This window comes from Gammaproteobacteria bacterium, assembly GCA_013214945.1.
Lineage (GTDB): Bacteria > Pseudomonadota > Gammaproteobacteria > Enterobacterales > Psychrobiaceae > Psychrobium.
Genome location: JABSRT010000013.1, coordinates 1 through 19296 on the forward strand (window position 1 = coordinate 1; position 19296 = coordinate 19296).

Consider the following 19296-nt stretch of genomic DNA (forward strand, 5'->3'; position numbering starts at 1 on the left):
GAAATCAAGACCAAAACGTTACGCTGAAAAGAAACCAAAAAAATGCGCATCAGCTCTTAACTGACACGCATTACAACCTTAGTTGCCCCTTTCTCTACTTATATAGCTAGTTATGTGACTAGTCGCTGTCGCGTTTTAAGATCCGATCTAATTTTTCCTTTTCTTCAACGCTTAAGTGCTCACCGTTACTTTCATCTGCACTAACAATAGCATTACGACTCTTGCGCTGACGAAAGACCACTACTACTAATATAAGTAGACCTAATACACCAAAACCAATCGGCCCTAACCATAAGAAATACGTGACACCGTCAAATCTTGGCTTATACAGTACAAAATCGCCATATCGCATCACCATAAATTCCATGATCTGATCATCACTGCGCCCCTCCTCCATTAAGCGATACACTTCACGGCGTAAATCTTGTGAGATCATCGAATTTGAATCGGCTAAGTTCTGATTTTGACACTTTGGACAGCGTAGAATTTTATTGAGATCGTGAAAACGTACTTCATATTCTGATTTTGAAAATTGATAGGTTTCAACTGACCCAGCTTGCGCACTACTACTAAGCACTATCAATAAACTAAATAGCATGGTGACTAATAATCTCATGACGAACTATCCCTAGTCATCTCCGACTTTATAGTATTAATCAGTGGCACAAACTTTTTGCCCCACGAATTATTATCAATCACTCCAGCATAACGAAGACGTATAATCCCTTTATGGTCAACCAAGAATGTTTCCGGCGCACCGTATACTCCAAGATTTAGCCCCAGATTTCCTTCTACGTCAAACACACTAAAACGATAAGGATCTTGATAGTCACTAAGCCATTTAGCTGCGGCGCTTAAGTCATCTTTGTAATTAATACCGTAAATAGGGATGCCACTACGCGCGATATCTAATAAGTATGGGTGCTCAGCTTTGCAAGACGGACACCATGTAGCCCAGACATTTAGTAAATAATAATCTCCTAACAAATCGGCTTGAGTAACAACACGATCTCCCTTGGTCACTGTTAACAGCTTAAATGCAGGTACAGGTTTACCCTCTAACGCCGATGGCATTGCTTTGGGATTAAGAAATAGCCCTTTATATAAAAAAGCGCCCAAGACCAAAAATAAAATTAACGGTACAAATAATATAAAACGTTTCATCTTTAATCCTTATACACCAGCAGCAACAGTTTCTATTGGCTGTTGTTTATTATCGGCTGTTTTCTTGACTCGGTAGCGTCGATCGCCAATACAAATAAAGCCACCCAAAGCGACTAATGCCCCAGCCATCCATAATAGGTTAATAAAAGGTTTAACGTAAACTCGAACGGCCCATGCATCATTATCTAACGGGTCACCTAATGCGACGAATAGGTCGCGGGTTAGTGTGCTGTCAATGCCAGCTTCTGTCATGCCCATGGTTTGAACGCGATAAATTCGACGTTCAGGTTGTAATAATGCAATTTGCTTACCTTCTACAAACACCTTAAATTGACCTTGCTTAGCGGTGTAGTTCGGACCAGCGACATCTTTGATGCCACCAAAAACAAACTCATAACCGCTAAGTTCAACTTTTGAACCGACATCCATTCGAATATCAAGTTGCGTTTCATAAAATGACACCATAGTGGCACCGATAATAGCAACTGCGATACCAAAGTGGGACACCACCATGCCCCAATAACTTTGATTAGGTCGAGAGAAATCAATTTTCCCCTCGGCATTAGTGACGGTTGTTTTAGCATTTTTTATCGTTGCGGTAATTAACCAAAAGGCTAAGCCCATCCCAACAGCAACCCAAGTAATAAATTCACCGCCATAAACAAACGGAAAAGCAATGCCGAATACGATACTTGCGAGTGCGACTAACCCCAGCTCTTGACGGAAGGTACCCGCTTTATTTTTCTTCCAACGAATAATTGGCGCAACACCCATCATCATGGCCATTAATGCAACGATTGGGTTAAACACAGCATTAAAGTAAGGAGGTCCTACTGATATTTTACCCATGTTAAGCGCATCGAGTAATAAAGGAAATAAGGTGCCAAGCAATACTGTCGCCGTAGCAACAACCAACGCGATATTGCCCGCCAAAATAAATGTTTCTTTTGAATACAACTCAAACTTAGATGTACTCTTTAACTGACTCGCTTTAAACGCAAACAAGGTTAATGAGCCGATGACAGCGGTAGCAAGTAGCATCAAAATAAACATGCCACGACCAGGATCCGACGCAAATGAATGGACCGAATTAATCACACCGGAGCGCACCAAGAAAGTACCGAGCAAGCTTAATGAAAATGCAGATATCGCTAATAAGATAGTCCAGTTTCTAAATGCACCGCGTTGCTCTGTTACTGACAAGGCGTGAATAAGAGCGGTACCGACAATCCATGGCATAAATGAAGCATTTTCTACCGGATCCCAAAACCACCAACCGCCCCAGCCAAGTTCATAATATGCCCACCAACTGCCAAGCGTAATGCCAATCGAAAGGAATGACCAAGCTGCGAGTGTCCAAGGACGAGTCCAGCGTGCCCATGCCGCATCCATTCGGCCAGTTAATAGTGCCGCAATTGCAAAAGCAAAGGCGACTGAAAAACCGCTCCAACCTAAGTACAGCATCGGCGGATGAACAATTAAGCCAATGTCTTGTAACAGCGGATTAAGATCGCGCCCTTCTGCAGGGAAATTAGGCAATAAGCGTTCAAACGGGTTTGAAGTAAGCAAGGTAAATAGCATAAAGCCGACGATAATCATGCCTAACACCGCCAAAACGCGAGCGACAAAGGCTTCGTCTAACTTCCGACTTGAAACAGCCAGCGTTCCAGCCCACGACGTTAGCATTAATACCCACAGCAATAACGAGCCTTCATGTCCGCCAAATACCGCGGCAAATTTATATTGAATAGGCAAATGACTATTGGAGTGTTGAGCAACATATAACACCGAAAAGTCATCGCTGACAAAACTCGATGTTAAAAATAGATAACTGATGAGCGTAAATAAAAACATCCCAAAAGTTAATGGTCGAGCGTATCTAACTAGCGTTAAATTATTTCCGCTCACACCAACTAAAGGAATAACACTTAAGCAAATAGCGAACGCGAGTCCAACTATCAGCGAAAAGTTACCAAGTTCAGGGATCATTTTATTACCTCAAAAATTTCTAATATTTACTACTAAAGCTTGCTTACTGGCTACGATTTTTTAAGAACAATCTAGGGTGCTTAATCATCTCAGTCTAGTAGAGCTAAAAGTCTGGTTAATAGTTGCACCGATAAATAAAATAATTGAAAAAAACAATTTCCAAAAATCAGGGCTATGATACCGCATAATGTCAACTTTCAATACTGAGAATTATTCGGCTAGCTCGACCATTAATCTTTCAAGCTGCTACGACGGGCTATTGTCCACAATCCCATCTTGAAGATATTGATACGGATCACGCAACCCAATAATAATATTTAACCTTTGAGCTGCGATAATTGCGCCAGCGCAAAAAATGATTCGATAGCTCTACAACAGATGATAATTTAACGTACAATCCCTGCCACTGTATTTGCTCCACTTATTAGCCGCCTTATCACAGTTTTATTCTAACTAACGCCCGCAATCATACCGGTTTAGTTAGGGAACTTTTTGCATAAAGCTTATCTAACGGGTAGTAAAAATGATTTAATTAAACTCGAGGTAAAACGTCAATGATGACAACAAATTTTTGGATAGCCATCGCCGCCTTACTTGCTATTGCGCTTGTTATCATCTGGTGGCCATATTTCCGCAATACCAAACTTCAAATAACATCAGTCAACAGTCGCTCGCAAGCGAACAAATTAAGCTACCGACAATCACGACTCAAACTTGAGCAACAATTGGATGATCAATTGATCAGTCAAGCTGAGTTTGAAACTTTAAGCACCGAACTCGGTCGAAAATTAATTCAAGATGAGGCAACACAAGAACAGCAATTAAAAGTTGGCAAACGTACTATGGCGTGGCCCGTTCTTGCAAGTATTTTGACTGTTGCTTTAAGCACCACTCTGTACCTAAAGCTTGGCGCGCTCGACCGTTTAACACCGCCGACTCAAGCGGCCGTTGATTCTGCACACTCAAATATGACTCCAGAACAACAGCAACCTTTAACCTTGCAACAAATTGAACAGCAGGTTGCTCAAGACCCAACCAACTCTCAGTTATTATATCGGTTAGCACATGCTTATGTTTCCGCTGGCCAATTTGATAAATCCGTCAATGCTTTCAATCTATTAATAGAATTAGAAGGTGAACACGCAGAGTTTATCGGTCCACAGGCTCAGGCGCTTTATTACAAAAATGAAGGCAAGATGACACCTGCGATCATCGCTCTGACCCAGCGCGCATTAACTTTAGATCCTGAAGATACTGCAACCTTAGTTTTGTTAGGCATGGACAGCTTCTCTAATGCAAAATATGCTGACGCGGCAATCTATTGGCAGCGGATTTTAAACACCAATCGTCCAGGCATTGATCGTAACGCATTAACTAACGCGATAGCCCAAGCAAAAGAACGCTTAAGCTTAACCGGCGAAACGTTACCACAATTGCCAAAAGCCGCACCCACCGCCAGCCTAAAAGTTAACGTCAGCATAAGCGATGAACTAAAGGGCCAATACGATGACCAGCAAACAGTCTTTATCTATGCTATTCCCGTTGACGGCGCGCGGATGCCGCTGGCTGCAATCAAATTAACCGCGGGCGAGTTGCCTACTGATATCGTGTTAGATGACTCATTAGCAATGACCCCGGCAGCAAAGATTAGCGATCATCAACAGGTTAAATTATTCGCGGTTATCTCTAAAACCGGTAGTGCGGGCATAAAACCAGGCGATCTTCAGGGCTTTATTGACCATGCAGCTCTTAATAGTGAGCAGCCTTACTTGCTAACTATTGATACCGTCGTTAAATAGAACTTGCCGCTGATGCGTTGATGCGTTGATGCGTTGATGCGTTGATTAAATTTGACGCAGTTAGTTTGGGGCTTTGCTCTAAGCACGATAAACAATATTAGTAGGTTACAGATGTTTATCGTGCTTAACCGCTCCCTAATGACCTGCATCAATATTGCGTTAAATGCTCGCCACAAATATTCGTCATTATGCTATATTGGCGCTCGAACCCATTGCATGTATAAATAAAGGCCTGTAAGTAACAATGAGCCAAGTGCTATTATCCGCCAACAAATTGACCTGTATTCGCGAAGAACGTGTCTTGTTTGACGAGTTAAGTTTCGACCTTTGTGCCGGTGACTTTATCCAAATAGAAGGTCCCAATGGCGCGGGAAAAACAAGCTTATTGCGAATTTTGGCCGGGCTGTCGCGACCATACGACGGTGACGTCGCGTTTAATGGTGAGTCGATCAGCAAGTGCCGAGACAGCTACTACGAACAATTGATGTTTATTGGCCACTTAGCTGGGGTTAAAGGTGAACTGAGTGCCGAAGAAAATCTCGACTTCAATCTAAAATTACATGGCGAGCAATGCCACGATCTCGAACAAGCACTTGCCAACGTCAAATTAACCGGTTTTGAAGATGCACTGGCCTCGCACTTATCAGCAGGTCAAAACCGTCGTATCGCCTTAGCGAGATTATGGCAAAGTCAGGCTAAAATTTGGATCTTAGACGAACCCTTTACCGCTATCGACAAAGCTGGTGTCAGCGAACTCGAAGCGCTTTTTATCAAACATATCGATAACGGCGGCGCAATTGTGTTAACCAGCCATCAAGACATAAAATTAGGTGCGCAGCGACTGCAGCGACTCACCCTAGATTATAACTTTTACTAACGAGCCATCAGCGAACTCTTTTATGAATCAACCTCTAAGCTACTGGCAGACCTTTCTTATCGTACTAAAACGTGACCTTCAAGTTGCGGTGCGTAATAAAGGGGACGTTTTTAACCCATTAATATTCTTTGTTATCGTTATTACCTTGTTTCCACTGGGCATTGGCTCTGAAACGGCAACATTAACCCGAATTGCCCCTGGCGTTATCTGGGTCGCGGCCTTGTTGTCTGCGTTATTGTCACTAGAGCGTTTATTTAAAAATGATTACAATGACGGCTCGCTAGAACAAATGCTGCTGAGTCCACAGCCGTTATTTGTTATGGTGCTGGCCAAGGTATTTGCGCATTGGTTGCTGACCGGGCTACCCATTATTTTAATTGCCCCGCTACTGGCATTATTGCTTCATCTTGAAGAAACAGCCTATAGCGCATTAATCGCGACCCTAGCCTTAGGCACACCTATATTAAGCCTGATCGGTGGCATTGGTGTTGCGCTAACTGTAGGCATAAAAAAAGGCGGAGTATTGTTGAGCTTGCTGGTATTGCCGTTATACATTCCGGTATTAATTTTTGCAACCAGCGCAATAGAAGCAGCTGCACTGGGTATGCCTTACAGCGGACATCTTGCTATCATAGCTGCACTATTGAGTGGCTCGTTAACTTTAACGCCCTTTGCTATTGGCGCGGCCTTAAGAGTTAGTACCAATTAAACCTAAATTTATAAATGAGTATTGTTATGTGGAAATGGTTACACCCATACGCCAAACCAGAACGTAGTTACGAGCTCGCCAGCAAGTTACTGCCATGGTTTGTCGGATCAAGTATTATTACTTTACTGATTGGCACGGTGTGGGGGCTGGTCTTTGCACCGGCAGATTACCAACAAGGCGATAGCTACCGGATCATCTTTATCCATGTGCCAGCGGCAACATTGTCGATGAGTACTTACATGGCGATGGCCACAGCGGCGTTGGTTGGCATGGTATGGCAAATAAAATTGGCCGATGCCGCGGCTGCAGCTATCGCCCCGGTTGGCGCGGTACTAACGGCTATTGCGCTCATCACCGGAGCCGCTTGGGGAAAACCAATGTGGGGCACTTGGTGGATTTGGGATGCCCGTCTGACCTCACAGCTTATTTTATTGTTTTTATACTTGGGGGTTATCGCACTGCATAACTCATTTGAGGACAAAGTGCTGGCAGGACGCGCCGCCGGCATTTTAACCTTAGTGGGCGTGATCAACATTCCTATTATTAAATACTCGGTCGAATGGTGGAACACCCTGCATCAAGGTGCCACTATTTCGAAACTCGATAAACCGTCAATGAGCAACGAAATGTTATGGCCTTTATTAGTTAACCTGCTAGGTTTCGCCCTGATGATTGCCGCAATTACGCTAGTACGTTTTAGAAACGAAGTCATTGCCCGTAACTCGATGCGTCCTTGGGTTAAAGAACTGGTTGCTAAGGAGGCAAGTTAATGCATTTTGAATCATTAAACGATTTTTTTGCGATGGGTGGCTACGCATTTTACGTGTGGTTATCCTATGGAACTGCGTTTATTTTACTGCTCAGTTTGGTTGTCATCAGTGTCCGAAAACGTAAAAGTTTAATTAATGACATCCGCTCAAAACAAGTACGAGATCAGAAATTGAAAAAATATAGAGAAGGAAATCAGCATAATGAATCCAAGACGTAAGCAACGTTTAACTATAATCAGTATCATCTTTGTTGGTGTTGCGTCAGTGATTGGGCTGATGTTATACGCCCTGAGTCAAAATATTGATTTGTTTTATACCCCGCACGAAATAATTAAAGGTAAAGATGATAGCGGTATAAAACCACAAATTGGTCAACGACTTCGCGTTGGTGGCATGGTTAAACAAGGTTCTGTAATACGTAATAGTGACAACTTGAAAGTGTCATTTATTATTTACGACAATGTAGACGAAATTACCGTGGAATACGAAGGTTTGCTGCCAGACTTGTTCCGAGAAGGCCAAGCGATAGTCGCCAATGGCTCGCTGATATCACCGCAACGGGTTAAAGCATCAGAAGTGCTAGCCAAGCACGACGAAAATTACACCTCGCCAGAAATTGCAGAAGCGATGGGCAAGCAACATAAGAAGCTTGAATATAGTGAGCTGCAACAAGCCGGTAGTGAGACAGCTCCGCTAGTTAACTGATCATTGTTAGTGGTTAAAACAGATGATAATAGCAATTAGATAACGCAATAAAAAAAGCGGTAACGATGAGAGTCGTTACCGCTTTTTTATTGCTAATAACTATCCGCCGACAGCCGAGACCTTAAACAATTTAACGGATTGATGTAAAGCCTGCGCCTGCAGCAATAAATTTTCGCTCATTTTACTGTTTTTCCGAGAAGAACCAGATGCCTTACTGGCAACCTCTCGAATTGAAACAATATGATTATTGACCGCTGCGACCCCTACACCTTGCTCTGTAATTGCATTGGCAATCGTTGATGTCATATCCGTAATTTGGGTGACATTATTGGTTATCTCTGTCAGCATTTTCCCTGCAGCTCCGGCTTTTTGTGAGCTTTGCTGACCTTGGCTCAAACAGTCTGCAATCAGACCAACCATATTTTGAGTCCGTGCCTGCAACTGAGTAATAATGGTTTCAATTTCACTGGTCGAATCTTGCGTTCGGCTCGCTAAAGTTCGTACTTCATCGGCCACCACAGCAAAGCCTCGCCCTTGCTCACCGGCCCGCGCCGCTTCAATGGCGGCATTAAGTGCCAACAAATTAGCTTGTTCTGCAATACTGCGAATAACATCGAGCACCGAACCTATGTTCTGGCTATCAATCACTAATTTGGCCACCTCTGTCTCTGAACGGCTCAAATTAGCAGACAATAAATCGATTTGACTAATGGTATCACTCACTCCTAGCTGTCCCATTTGGGCACTTTGGCTAGTCGCCTCCGCCTTATTTTTTGCATCGCCAGTATTAATGCTAATACCATCAATAGTCGCGACCATTTGGGTCACTGCGGTCGCAACAGAGTCCGACTCGATGAGTTGTGTTTCGACCCCTTGATGACTGTCAGTAATATTATTAGATAATTGTTCGGTGGCGTTATTTAATTCCACAACCGAGCGATTAACTTCACTAATTATCCCCTCAAATTGATTAACCATCGCATTAAAGTGGTGAGACATTTGCGCTAACTCATCTTGCCCTTGCTCGTTTGCACGCAACGTTAAGTCCTTGGTCGAACCAATCGCGACCATGACATTACGTAAGGCATTAACCGGTCGTAAAATACTGCGACTAATTAAAACTGAACCAAAAATAGCGACCGTAAAAACCAAGCAAAAGAATACGTAAAGTAAAGCTGACATGTAACTTTTGGTACTGTCGAGTTGCAATTTAGTGCTAGTGACCATTTGCTTGGGTACTGTGAATACTGCTGCGCATCTCACCCATGATGCCAGTGTCTGGCGTCATTCCCATGGCCTGATAAGCTTGGGTTAAATTGATGAACTTTTCGCGATATTGGGTTAGTTGCTCAGGAGGGGGGCTATTCATGGATAAAAATTTAGCGTTCATTTCCTTAAAGTGCTGATCGAATTTGGTAATATATTTACCATCGACTCGCAACATAAAATCATTTTCATCACGGCGCAGTTGCAATAACCCGACTAATAAATTTGAATTTGAATTTGATTTTTTGAGCATGTCCTCAATATCATGAGCGGCATCACGTAACTCGCCGTATAAGCCCTCTTTAGCATGATAGCCGATAATTTTTTGTTGCTCGACTAAGGATAAGAAGTGTTGGTTATATTGTGTTATCGCTATTTTTAACTGGTCAAGATCTTTAGTCTCCATCCCATTTTATTTAAAAATATCACGCAAGTTAACAATTGTTTGCTGGAGGGAACTGCTGTGTTTGTTGTATTTTTCGACATACTTTGGCAGCTTGCGAGCAATAAAATCCTTCTCATCTCGCCGCAGTTCTAAAATACCGTTTTCAATTTTCGAAGTCAGCACAATCGCTTGAGAAATATCGTTAATCGCATTACCGGTATAGGCATTTACTAATACCATTAAATCCTAGCAATGCAGTACTGAACATAAGTTTGTACTTAATAGGCATCATATTCCTCCTTGAATATTGTGACCACTTTAGAGTATATACTTAGATTTAAATGTTCTAAGGTGCTTAACGTTAACTGAGTAGGTCAAGCTCAGCCAAACAGCTTTATTAATTGTCATTTATATTAGTTATGCTAATGTAATTCTGAAACAGATTCGCTTGTTACAAATCAGTCCATTGCGGCTAACAGCACCTCCATGTGCTGGTATTTAATAATAATTAGCTGACGCGGAATTGTGCGACAGTTTGATCTAGCGACGTCGCTTGCTGAGACAGTTCATCACTCATGCTAGCGTTTTGATCGGATGAAGCCGCCGTTTTATCCGCAAGGTCGCGGATAGACCCGACATGCTGATTCACTTCGATTGCGACCATGCTTTGCTCTTCAATGGCTGCAGCAATAGAGTTAGTCATATCAGTAATCGTGGTGATGTTATTGGTTATCTCGCTAAGCATAGTGCCTGCTGCTGCCGCTTTTTCAGAACTATAGTGCCCCTGATGGCGGCATTCAGCCATTAATCCTTCCATATTTTTAATCCTACTTTGCAATTGTGCGATAATAACCTCAATCTCTTTGGTCGACTCTTGCGTTCGGCTAGCTAAAGTTCTCACTTCATCCGCAACGACCGCAAAACCACGACCTTGGTCACCAGCACGCGCTGCTTCAATGGCTGCATTTAATGCTAGTAAGTTTGTTTGCTCAGCGATATTACGAATAACATCCAGTACGGATCCAATGTTTTGGCTATCAGCAACCAGCTCTGTCACTTGCTGCTCGGATATCTGCAAGTTGTCAGATAATAATTTGATTTGCTCAATCGTTTCATTAACCCCTTCTTGCCCCACTAAAGCACTCTCGTTGGTTGCAATCGCTTTACTGGCGGCATCAGTCGTATTACGCGCTATTTCATCAATAGTTTCGACCATTTGAGCGACAGCTATCACCACCATATCTGTTTCGACTAATTGCTTTTCGACGTTTTGGTGGCTCTCAGTGATGTTCTTTGACAGCTTATCGGTCGCGCCATTTAACGTGCTGACCGAGTAATTCACTCCAGAGATAATCACTGAAAACTGTTTAACCATTGCGTTAAACTGCTGAGCCATTTCGGCGATCTCGTCTCGACCCTGCTCATTTGCTCGTAAGGTTAAATTATTAGTGGCGCCTATTTCAGTCATCAAATCACGTAAAGCATGAATCGGCCGTAAAATTCCACTGCCCACGACATACAATACCGCAATAACTAATACGACGATAAAACTAAACAACACATAAAATAGCGTATTTGTTGTTTCTGTCGTAGTAGCAAGTTGCGCTCGAGTATCATCAACGACCTGTATTAATAAGGTTTCTGCGCTATCTACCGAACGATGCATTTGACCAAGCAGCCCAAGTTTCGGGGTCAACCCCATTGCTTGATAAGCCGACGTTAGCGCAAGAAAAGTATCGTGATATTTTGTTAGCAGAATAGCTGCTGTCGGTGAACTAATCGATAAATTAAACTCTAGTTTTTTGTAATGCGCTTTGAAAGCTTCGATATATTTAGCATCGCGGCGTAAGATGAAATCTTTTTCATCATGTCGCAGTTGCGATAAACTAATTAGAAACTCTGCCGGTAAGTAGTCTAGCTCTTCCTTAACAACATTCGCAGCACGATGTAATTGGCCATTAAGACCGCCTGTAGCGTCCAAACCAATTAATTGCTGCTTAACCACCAATACACTAAAACTTTGACTATATTGTGCTATAGCGCGCTTAAGTTCAGTCAAGACGGTTGACTCAATCTCGTATTGGTCAAAAATCAATTTCAAACGCTCTATGTGTTCAATTGTTTCTGTACTGTGCTGTTGATGCTTGTCACGGAATATTAATTCTTTTCTGGCCAAGAAGTCTTTTTCTTCACGCCTAACCTCTAAAATTCCTTTCTCGATTAGAGCAGTTAGCTCAATTCCTTTGGTTAATCCACCAATTGAATTAGCGGTTACTTCCTTTAATACCAATAATACAAACAAACTCGCGACTAAAAACAAAGTACTTAAGATCAACTTATTTTTGATAGACATGCTTTACCTCTTACAGCTTATAATTATTTATACCACACGCCACAATAATTCCATTTGTCGAACTGTTGTTTTAGTTCACATGCAAAAGTCGGGATTGTACGGTAGCATTAGTCTAAATAATAGCTGATATGGCTAACTTGAACGGAAATTTGCTGAGCGAGGTCACACAATGGTGGTGTTATAAAAAAACAAAAAATAATAAGTAACATACCCCCTGCTGAAATTGGCAATAGCAGCAAATAGTTAGACCATCGTGATGAGGTCAATGACAGAAAATCGGCAATTAACTTTTTTTGTTACTTTTTTATAGGTAATCATCGCTCTTTGTCATTGCCCACAAGGATGTAGGTACTTAGGTTTTGCAGGAGCAGGAAACCTGCAATGCTTAGTTCTATTAGTTCTACCTCCTAAATCCATTTAGTCCTGAACATAAAAAAGGCCGCTTACGCGACCTTTTTTTCAACCATCAATTTTAACTATAACGTTAAAATTACTTGATGACTTTACTTAACAAGGTGCTTACAACACCAGCGGTAACGGCATGACCGCCTAACTACAAGCTATCCATATCTATACTAAAAAGTCGACAACTTACTTTTGTTGTTACTTTTCTATAGGCATTAAAAAAGGCCGCTTGCGCGACCTTTTTTCAACCATCAATTTTAACTATAAAGTTAAAATTACTTGATGACTTTACCTAACAAAGTGCCTACAACACCAGCGGTAACCTACCCGCGTAACGTCAAACTATCTATAGTGAAAAATCGACAATTTACTTTTTACAGGCATTAAAAAAGGCCGCTCGCGCGACCTTTTTTCAACCATCAATTTTAACGATAATGTTATTATTACTTGATGACTTTACCTAACAAGGTGCCTACAACACCAGCGGTAACGTACCCGTCTAACTTCAAGCTATTTATTGCAAATAGTCGACAACTTACTTTTCTACAGGCAATAAAAAAGGCCGCTCGCGCGACCTTTTTTCAACCATCAATTTTAACTATAAAGTTAAAATTACTTGATGATTTTAGCTACAACACCAGCGCCAACGGTACGACCGCCTTCACGGATTGCAAAGCGTAGACCTTCGTCCATTGCGATTGGGCAAATTAGCTCAACAACAAACTTAAGGTTATCACCAGGCATTACCATTTCAACGCCTTCAGGAAGCTCTACAGCACCAGTTACGTCAGTTGTACGGAAGTAGAACTGTGGACGGTAACCTTTGAAGAATGGAGTGTGACGTCCGCCTTCATCTTTGCTTAGTACGTATACTTCTGATTCGAAAGTAGTGTGTGGGTTGATTGAAGCTGGAGCAGCTAGAACCTGACCACGTTCGATTTCTTCACGCTTGATACCACGTAGAAGAACACCAACGTTCTCACCAGCACGACCTTCGTCAAGCAGTTTACGGAACATTTCAACACCAGTACAAGTTGAAGTAGCAGTTTCTTTGATACCAACGATTTCTACTGACTCACCAACTTTAACGATACCACGCTCAACACGACCAGTTACAACAGTACCACGGCCTGAGATTGAGAAAACATCTTCGATAGGAAGAAGGAATGGCTTATCGATGTCACGCTCTGGCTCTGGAATGTAAGTATCAAGAGCATCAGCTAGTTCAAGGATCTTAGGGATCCATTCTGCATCGCCTTCAAGCGCTTTAAGTGCAGAACCCTGAATTACAGGAAGGTCATCACCTGGGAATTCATATTCAGAAAGAAGTTCACGAACTTCCATTTCTACTAGCTCAAGAAGTTCTTCGTCATCAACCATGTCACATTTGTTCATGAATACGATGATGAAAGGAACGCCAACCTGACGTGAAAGCAAGATGTGCTCACGAGTTTGTGGCATAGGGCCGTCAGTTGCAGCAACAACTAGGATCGCGCCGTCCATCTGTGCAGCACCAGTGATCATGTTCTTAACATAATCGGCGTGACCAGGACAATCTACGTGTGCGTAGTGACGTGCAGGAGTATCATATTCTACGTGAGAAGTAGAGATAGTTATGCCACGTGCTTTTTCTTCAGGAGCATTATCGATTTGATCGAATGCTTTAACGTCGCCGCCGTAAGTTTCAGCTAGAACTTTAGTGATTGCAGCAGTAAGAGTTGTCTTACCGTGATCGACGTGACCGATAGTACCAACGTTGACGTGGGTTTTGAGACGTTCAAATTTTTCTTTAGACACGAGAATTACCTTCTTTATGTGTTAAGACCACTACCTTTAAGGTAGGGGTCAATTTAATTGATTAACGTTTGCCTGAGATTACTGCGTCTGCAATATTCTTTGGCGCTTCACTGTACTCTAGGAATTCCATTGAGTACGAAGCTCGGCCCTGTGTAGCAGAACGTAGAGCGGTAGCATAACCGAACATTTCTGATAAAGGAACCTTTGCGAAAACTAGCTTGATACCAGCTACGCCATCTTCCATTCCGTCTATCATGCCGCGGCGACGGTTTAAGTCACCTACAACATCACCCATCCAGTTTTCTGGAGTGGTAACTTCAACCTTCATCATAGGTTCAAGTAATATCGGATCAGCATCGTGACAACCATTTCTAAAGCCCATTGAGCCGGCAACTTTAAACGCCATTTCATTTGAGTCAACATCATGGTACGAGCCATCGAATAAGGTTACTTTAACATCAAGCATTGGGAACCCAGCGAGCACGCCAGAGTTCATTGCTTCTGCACAACCTTTATCAACTGCATTGATATACTCCTTAGGAACCGATCCACCTACAATTTCATTAACGAATTCGTAGCCAAAACCAATTTCCTGAGGCTCAAGTCTTAAGCGAACATGACCATACTGACCACGACCGCCAGACTGACGCACAAACTTACCTTCCGCTTCAACTGAGCTTTTGATAGTTTCACGGTAAGCCACTTGAGGTTTACCAACATTACAATCGACGCTAAATTCGCGCTTCATGCGATCAACGATAATATCAAGATGCAGCTCACCCATTCCTGAGATGATGGTCTGGCCCGTTTCCGGATCAGATTCAACTTTGAATGATGGATCTTCTGCCGCTAGTTTACCTAGCGCGACACCCATTTTTTCTTGGTCAGCTTGCGTTCTTGGTTCAACCGCAATCGCAATAACAGGTTCAGGAAACTCCATGCGCTCTAAAACCACCTTGTGGTCTAAATCACATAATGTATCGCCTGTAGTAACATCTTTAAGACCAATTAGCGCGGCGATATCACCAGCGCGGACTTCTTTAATCTCATTTCGATCGTTAGCGTGCATTTGCACGATACGGCCTAGTCGTTCACGTTTCTGCTTAACAGAATTAAAGACGTGAGCGCCAGTCGTTACGACTCCTGAATATACGCGGATGAAAGTTAACGTACCCACGAATGGGTCGGTAGCAATCTTAAATGCTAATGCTGCGAAAGGCGCATTATCGTCTGCAGGACGAGTGATTTCATTGTCATCTTCATCAAGACCAATAATAGGCTTAACTTCAGTAGGGGCGGGTAAATAGTCGACAACTGCGTCTAATACCGCTTGAACGCCCTTATTTTTAAATGCTGAACCACAAGTCGCGAGTACAATTTCGTTTGCTAATGTGCGCTGACGAAGACCGGCTTTAATTTCTGATTCAGAAAGCTCGCCATCTTCAAGATACTTTTCCATTAGTTCATCATTGGCTTCAGCCGCAGCTTCAACCATTTCTTCACGCATCTCCTCGGCACGATCTAACAGATCGGCAGGGATTTCGTAATAACTAAAGGTATTACCTTGATCTTCTTCATTCCAGTTAATCGCCTTCATTTTCAGAAGATCGATTACGCCTTCGAAGTTCTCTTCCGCACCAATATTCATTTGAATCGGCACACAATTGGCACCTAAACGATTACGGATTTGGTCGATTACTACATCAAAGTCGGCACCAGCACGGTCCATCTTATTTACAAATACCATACGCGGTACTTCGTACTTATCAGCCTGTCGCCATACGGTTTCTGACTGAGGCTCTACGCCTGATGAACCACAAAATACAACTACAGCACCATCGAGCACTCGCAGTGAACGTTCAACTTCAATGGTGAAGTCAACGTGCCCAGGAGTATCAATAATATTGATTCGATGCTCTTTATACTGCTTGTCCATACCAGACCAGAACGTTGTAGTTGCAGCTGAGGTGATAGTAATACCACGCTCCTGCTCCTGCTCCATCCAGTCCATGGTAGCCGCGCCATCATGTACTTCACCGATCTTATGAGAAAGACCCGTGTAAAACAAAACGCGCTCGGTAGTTGTTGTTTTACCTGCATCAACGTGAGCAACAATACCGATATTTCGGTATAACTCTATTGGGGTAGTACGTGCCACGATGAATGTATCCTTTTCGCAATATCCACTCTATTTGAACCATGCCCAAGTAGAGTGAACAAAACCTTAATTGTAAAAATTAAGGCGTTTAAATAATTTCTACCAGCGGTAGTGAGCAAACGCTTTGTTTGCTTCTGCCATACGGTGTACATCTTCACGCTTCTTAACTGAAGCACCCTTGTTATCAAGAGCGTCAACTAATTCACCGGCTAGACGTTGGGCCATAGATTTTTCACCACGCTTACGCGAGAATTCAACTAACCAACGCATTGCTAGTGCATTACGACGTACTGGACGTACTTCACATGGCACTTGGTACGTAGAACCACCAACACGGCGAGATTTAACTTCTACCGTAGGGCAAATGTTTGCCAGTGCTTCTTCGAATAATTCAACGTGGCCTTTGCCTGATTTCTCAGCAGCGACGTCTAGAGCAACGTATACGATTTTTTCAGCAGTAGACTTCTTACCGTCAACCATTACGATGTTTACGAATTTTGCCAGGATCTCTGATTTAAATTTAGGATCTGGAAGGATTTTTCGTTGACCTACGACGCGTCTTCTTGGCATCTTATTTCTCCAATGTGTTCAGGTTACCCCAAAACAGGTTAATACTTATGTTTCGTTTGCTTGGCCTTACTGTCGGAGAACTATTAAGCCTTAGGCTTTTTAGCACCGTACTTTGAGCGACCTTGGCGACGATCAGATACGCCAGAACAATCTAATGTTCCGCGAACTGTGTGGTAACGAACACCAGGTAAATCTTTAACACGACCACCGCGGATTAAGATAACGCTGTGCTCTTGTAAGTTGTGACCTTCACCACCGATGTATGAAGTTACTTCGAAGCCGTTAGTTAAACGAACACGAGCAACTTTACGTAGTGCTGAGTTAGGTTTTTTAGGTGTAGTAGTATATACACGAGTACATACACCACGACGTTGTGGACACGCTTCTAAAGCAGGTACGTTAGTCTTAGATACCTTTTTTACGCGAGCTTTGCGCACAAGTTGATTAACTGTTGCCATTATAGCTCCTAGTTAGTTAAATTCTCACTCGGTTCCCCGAGCGTATAGGTGAAAAATCTATCCCCAAAAAATAGGGACGCGAAATTTTATGCTCATAGCCGCCATGTGTCAAGAAATAACCAGTTTTAGCTGTGAACAAGCTCATATTTTAACGCTAAATTGATCCATAAGCACCACAAACAAGCCATACATTTCAATTTTACCTGTAATACACGAGGTAAAACCCTGCTATTTTGCTCTTTTGACACCGCCAGTAATTTTAATCAAATAAGCTTAATAATTGCGTCAACATTCCCTGCCCAAGCGGCTATTAGCCCATTTTTTACTAAATCCAATATTAATTTTAGTAAAATCGGTTAAAAAATTGGCGAAAATCAGTTGGTTGACATAAACTAACTTTATAACTGCTGTTTAAGTGAGCACATTACATTTAGTAGTAAGTGGCAGTATCGCTCTCATAATACGAGCAGGTAGCACCATAAAGTACACACAGTGGTATTTAAAGCCGTTAAATCACAACTTACTCATTCTTATCACAATAAAGAGATTTGTTTATGGCCCTTACAAAAGCCGAAATGGCTGAACACTTATTTGAAAAGCTAAACTATAGTAAAAAAGAAGCCAAAGAAATGGTTGAACTGTTTTTTGAAGAATTACGTGGCTCGCTTGAGCAAGGTGAACAGATCAAGTTATCGGGCTTTGGCAACTTCGATTTACGGGATAAGGCCGAACGACCCGGCCGTAATCCAAAAACTGGTGAAGATATTCCAATTACCGCTCGACGCGTCGTGACATTTAGAGCCGGACAAAAACTAAAAGCCCGAGTTGAACAACTCAAAGCCAACTCCGATTAACGACATCGTTAATCGGTATTAGTTTTTAAGACGCGGTATTGTGACGGGGTTAAGCCCGTCCACTGCTTAAATGCCCGCGAAAAAGCGCGAGATTCGCTATAGCCTAAACAGTAGGCTATTTGCTCGATGCTTTGATCTTGGACGAGCAAGCGCAACGCCTGCTCTTTACAAAATTCAGCCTTAATTTGGCTAAAGCTAGTCGACTGTGACGCCAGTTGCCGTCGTAGAGTTGCTGGGCTCATTGCTAATCTTAAGGCAGCCTCTGAAGCGGTCAATATACGCGTAGCTTCAAAAAACACCTTAACAATCTGTTGATATAACAGCCGGCTTAATTGCAATTCATCTCCTGGGTAACGTAATACAACCATGGGAAATTCAGCGATAACTTGTGCTAACTCATCACGCTGGCGCACAATCGATAAAGCTAACCATTGCCGCTTAAAGACTAATGCATTGTCGATAGTGTCGAACACGACAGGGCAACGGAACAGAAATTCAAATTCTGGTAAGTATCCCGTTGGTCGATAATTGATTTCAGCTCGGAAAATCGGAATAACTCGCCCCGTTAACCAACTTAAAATCCGATGGATAAACACCAGTAAATATTCTAATAAAAAATGCTCAGGATCTAGATATTGATGCACTAACTTAAGCTTTACTTCATCGGCTTGATAACTTATTAACAACTGACACTGGGCCAGTGCCAGACCTGTTTTTAGGGTTGACAATGACTGCTCAACGTTCTGACAATATCCCAGACTTTGCAACAGCAGCTCAAAAAAATTAACTGGTACCTGGCCATCTGAGAAACCTAAAAATCCGTCGTTCGTTGCTAATTTTAGTGAATTTAATAAACGAACCATCGAAATATCACTGATCCGCTGATCTTTATTTTTGCTAACACTTGGCGCAAAACCAGCCATCATTATGAGCGTATTAGTGTCAACTCCACGTTCTTTCGCTGCATAACAAGCCGCCTCAATATAGTGTTTTCCTATAGTTGCCATTATAACTTACCAACAAACAAATTTAAACGT

General features: G+C 42.4%; 19 protein-coding genes. 7 read left to right on the forward strand and 12 right to left on the reverse strand.

Going from position 1 to position 19296, the window contains the following annotated elements; all coding sequences use genetic code 11:
• Positions 1 to 118: 118 nt before the first annotated feature.
• Genes HRU23_11360 through HRU23_11370 form a run of 3 tightly spaced genes read right to left on the reverse strand, consistent with a single transcriptional unit; the run spans position 119 to position 3153 of the window.
• Positions 119 to 598 carry a cytochrome c-type biogenesis protein CcmH gene (locus HRU23_11360; protein NRA54732.1) on the reverse strand — a complete coding sequence of 160 codons (480 nt, stop codon included), beginning with the start codon at positions 596 to 598 and terminating at the stop codon, positions 119 to 121.
• Positions 599 to 612: 14 nt separating this feature from the next.
• Positions 613 to 1164, reverse strand: a complete 552-nt coding sequence (locus tag HRU23_11365) for a DsbE family thiol:disulfide interchange protein (GenBank protein NRA54733.1) — start codon at positions 1162 to 1164, stop codon at positions 613 to 615.
• Positions 1165 to 1173: 9 nt separating this feature from the next.
• The gene (locus tag HRU23_11370) at positions 1174 to 3153 is read right to left on the reverse strand and encodes a heme lyase CcmF/NrfE family subunit (protein ID NRA54734.1); all 1980 of its coding nucleotides are present in this window, start codon (positions 3151 to 3153) and stop codon (positions 1174 to 1176) included.
• A 554-nt stretch (positions 3154 to 3707) separates the two neighbouring features.
• On the opposite strand from HRU23_11370, the gene ccmI reads away from it, so the two are divergent.
• The 6 genes from ccmI (at position 3708) to ccmE (ending at position 8013) form a co-directional block, all read left to right on the forward strand.
• Positions 3708 to 4952, forward strand: a complete 1245-nt coding sequence (gene ccmI, locus HRU23_11375) for a c-type cytochrome biogenesis protein CcmI (protein NRA54735.1) — start codon at positions 3708 to 3710, stop codon at positions 4950 to 4952.
• A 244-nt stretch (positions 4953 to 5196) separates the two neighbouring features.
• The gene (ccmA, locus tag HRU23_11380) at positions 5197 to 5829 is read left to right on the forward strand and encodes a cytochrome c biogenesis heme-transporting ATPase CcmA (GenBank protein ID NRA54736.1); all 633 of its coding nucleotides are present in this window, start codon (positions 5197 to 5199) and stop codon (positions 5827 to 5829) included.
• A gap of 22 nt (positions 5830 to 5851) precedes the next feature.
• The gene (ccmB, locus tag HRU23_11385; protein NRA54737.1) at positions 5852 to 6538 is read left to right on the forward strand and encodes a heme exporter protein CcmB; all 687 of its coding nucleotides are present in this window, start codon (positions 5852 to 5854) and stop codon (positions 6536 to 6538) included.
• 26 nt (positions 6539 to 6564) lie between these two features.
• A complete protein-coding gene (locus tag HRU23_11390; protein NRA54738.1) occupies positions 6565 to 7308 on the forward strand; it encodes a heme ABC transporter permease in 744 nt (247 codons plus the stop codon).
• A complete protein-coding gene (gene ccmD, locus HRU23_11395) occupies positions 7308 to 7526 on the forward strand; it encodes a heme exporter protein CcmD (protein ID NRA54739.1) in 219 nt (72 codons plus the stop codon). The genes HRU23_11390 and ccmD overlap by 1 nt, the downstream gene beginning before the upstream one ends.
• On the forward strand, positions 7510 to 8013 hold the full coding sequence (gene ccmE, locus HRU23_11400; protein ID NRA54740.1) for a cytochrome c maturation protein CcmE: 504 nt from the start codon (positions 7510 to 7512) through the stop codon (positions 8011 to 8013). The genes ccmD and ccmE overlap by 17 nt, the downstream gene beginning before the upstream one ends.
• Before the next feature lie 99 nt (positions 8014 to 8112).
• On the opposite strand, the gene HRU23_11405 is transcribed toward ccmE, so the two are convergent.
• The 8 genes from HRU23_11405 to rpsL form a co-directional block, all read right to left on the reverse strand.
• Positions 8113 to 9240 carry a methyl-accepting chemotaxis protein gene (locus HRU23_11405; GenBank protein NRA54741.1) on the reverse strand — a complete coding sequence of 376 codons (1128 nt, stop codon included), beginning with the start codon at positions 9238 to 9240 and terminating at the stop codon, positions 8113 to 8115.
• Positions 9230 to 9685 (reverse strand): hypothetical protein, encoded by a 456-nt coding sequence (locus tag HRU23_11410; protein ID NRA54742.1) that lies wholly within the window; start codon positions 9683 to 9685, stop codon positions 9230 to 9232. The genes HRU23_11405 and HRU23_11410 overlap by 11 nt, the downstream gene beginning before the upstream one ends.
• A 6-nt stretch (positions 9686 to 9691) precedes the next feature.
• Positions 9692 to 9904 (reverse strand): hypothetical protein, encoded by a 213-nt coding sequence (locus HRU23_11415; GenBank protein NRA54743.1) that lies wholly within the window; start codon positions 9902 to 9904, stop codon positions 9692 to 9694.
• Positions 9905 to 10172: 268 nt separating this feature from the next.
• A complete protein-coding gene (locus HRU23_11420) occupies positions 10173 to 12017 on the reverse strand; it encodes a methyl-accepting chemotaxis protein (GenBank protein NRA54744.1) in 1845 nt (614 codons plus the stop codon).
• A gap of 1017 nt (positions 12018 to 13034) precedes the next feature.
• Positions 13035 to 14219, reverse strand: a complete 1185-nt coding sequence (tuf, locus tag HRU23_11425) for an elongation factor Tu (GenBank protein NRA54745.1) — start codon at positions 14217 to 14219, stop codon at positions 13035 to 13037.
• A gap of 61 nt (positions 14220 to 14280) precedes the next feature.
• Entirely contained in the window at positions 14281 to 16377 is a 2097-nt protein-coding gene (gene fusA / locus HRU23_11430) for an elongation factor G (protein ID NRA54746.1), read from the reverse strand.
• A gap of 99 nt (positions 16378 to 16476) precedes the next feature.
• A complete protein-coding gene (gene rpsG / locus HRU23_11435; GenBank protein ID NRA54747.1) occupies positions 16477 to 16947 on the reverse strand; it encodes a 30S ribosomal protein S7 in 471 nt (156 codons plus the stop codon).
• Between the two features lie 83 nt (positions 16948 to 17030).
• Positions 17031 to 17405 carry a 30S ribosomal protein S12 gene (rpsL, locus tag HRU23_11440; protein NRA54748.1) on the reverse strand — a complete coding sequence of 125 codons (375 nt, stop codon included), beginning with the start codon at positions 17403 to 17405 and terminating at the stop codon, positions 17031 to 17033.
• A 554-nt stretch (positions 17406 to 17959) separates the two neighbouring features.
• Here rpsL and HRU23_11445 point away from each other — a divergent pair.
• On the forward strand, positions 17960 to 18259 hold the full coding sequence (locus tag HRU23_11445) for an integration host factor subunit alpha (protein NRA54749.1): 300 nt from the start codon (positions 17960 to 17962) through the stop codon (positions 18257 to 18259).
• 8 nt (positions 18260 to 18267) lie between these two features.
• Here HRU23_11445 and HRU23_11450 read toward each other — a convergent pair whose 3' ends face one another.
• Positions 18268 to 19266, reverse strand: a complete 999-nt coding sequence (locus tag HRU23_11450; protein ID NRA54750.1) for an AraC family transcriptional regulator ligand-binding domain-containing protein — start codon at positions 19264 to 19266, stop codon at positions 18268 to 18270.
• Positions 19267 to 19296: the final 30 nt, after the last annotated feature.